The 1,361-nt window shown below is 38.4% G+C and carries 1 protein-coding gene; it reads right to left on the bottom strand.

Features of this window, described 5'->3' with window-relative positions:
• Positions 1–146: 146 nt before the first annotated feature.
• Positions 147–1,262 (bottom strand): IS4 family transposase, encoded by a 1,116-nt coding sequence (locus AA84_RS0112055; protein ID WP_028977408.1) that lies wholly within the window; start codon positions 1,260–1,262, stop codon positions 147–149.
• Positions 1,263–1,361: the final 99 nt, after the last annotated feature.

Genomic DNA, 1,361 nt, shown 5'->3' with positions numbered 1-1,361 from the left:
CATTAGCATTGCATAAATATAGTCCGAATTTTCAATTTATAACCGTTCGTGAATTTATGCCAAAAAGTTAAAACTCGAAGAAAGGTGGCACTGTCCATTTGGTAAAAATATACAATTAATCCGGAGCTACAGCGACAATTAATATTTTAAGGACTGGAACGTTCGTCAAACTTGCGCACCCACATATGAGATGGTTTCCAAAGTGCTCTCTTTAACCAGCGTGTGATACGAAGCAGCGATTTCTTACTTTTCATCTCTAATTGAATCAGTACATTTAAGCAGTAGGTGATGAGTGCCAAGAAAATTTGATTGTGCACAGCCGTTTCACTCATTCCATAAAAATGCTTAATTTCTATGTGCTGCTTAAGCCACTTGAAGAAAAGTTCAATTGCCCAACGTGATCGGTAAACTTCACTGATTTCTTCAGCACATAAATCGAAGCGATTCGTGATTAATCGAAGTGCGTTCCCTTTTGTATCCACGACTTCAAGAACACGAAAGACATTTTCTGTACGATTTTGTGTGGTGCCGAGGTAGACCATTTTATCAGATAAAACCGGACAATCCTCTGGAAGTGAAAACGTATGAACGTCGCGAAGAACGGCGTTCTTCTTCAATCGTGAAACAAAGAAATAGCCATCGTCGGTCATCCGATCAAAACGCTCATAGTCCACATACCCACGGTCGAACACATACAGGGCATCCTTACTGTCGACAAGGACTTCAAGCTGATTTCTGTCATGTTCGTCCGCTGTTGTAATCACTGCTTTTTCTGGATAAACGGTGTCCTTATCCATGAATACAAGTCGTAAATGGAGTTTGACACCCGCTTTTGTTTTACGAAATTTCGCCCATTTATAATGGTTTAAGTTCAAGGGCAATGTACTTGAGTCAATGATTTTTAAGGGTGTTTTCTTGTTGCATCCAAAGTGAAATTGCCTGATTTTCATCACAAGATCTAAGAATAAATGGGAAAGAATAGTCGGATTGATCTCATTATTCTTTCTGGATAATTGAGAAGCACTGATTGATTCAAAGCCAAGTGCTTTCTGCAGATCTTCATCTAAGAGTGCATCGCTCATTTCTTCGAGGCTTTGGCATTCATGTAACTGGGCAAAAAGAAGAAGTTTGATATAGGCTTCCGTAGTCAGCTTCTTAGTATAGTAATCCTGTTTCAATTCGCTAACGTGTTCCATAAGCTTTTTATTATTTAAAGGTGAAATCCATTTACCAAATGATGAAATTAGTGTATTCTTGTCCATAGCTGTTATCCTTTATGATTGGATTGGGACAGGAACCACCTGTACTTCCATTATAAAGGATTTTTTTGTTGGTTAGCCTTCTTAAATTCGAATATTCCT

It is taken from the genome of Sporolactobacillus terrae DSM 11697 (genome assembly GCF_000648615.1).
Taxonomy (GTDB): Bacteria; Bacillota; Bacilli; order Bacillales; family Sporolactobacillaceae; genus Sporolactobacillus; species Sporolactobacillus terrae.
Note: the sequence above shows the minus strand (reverse complement) of the source record. Positions and strands in the feature narration are given on the sequence as shown.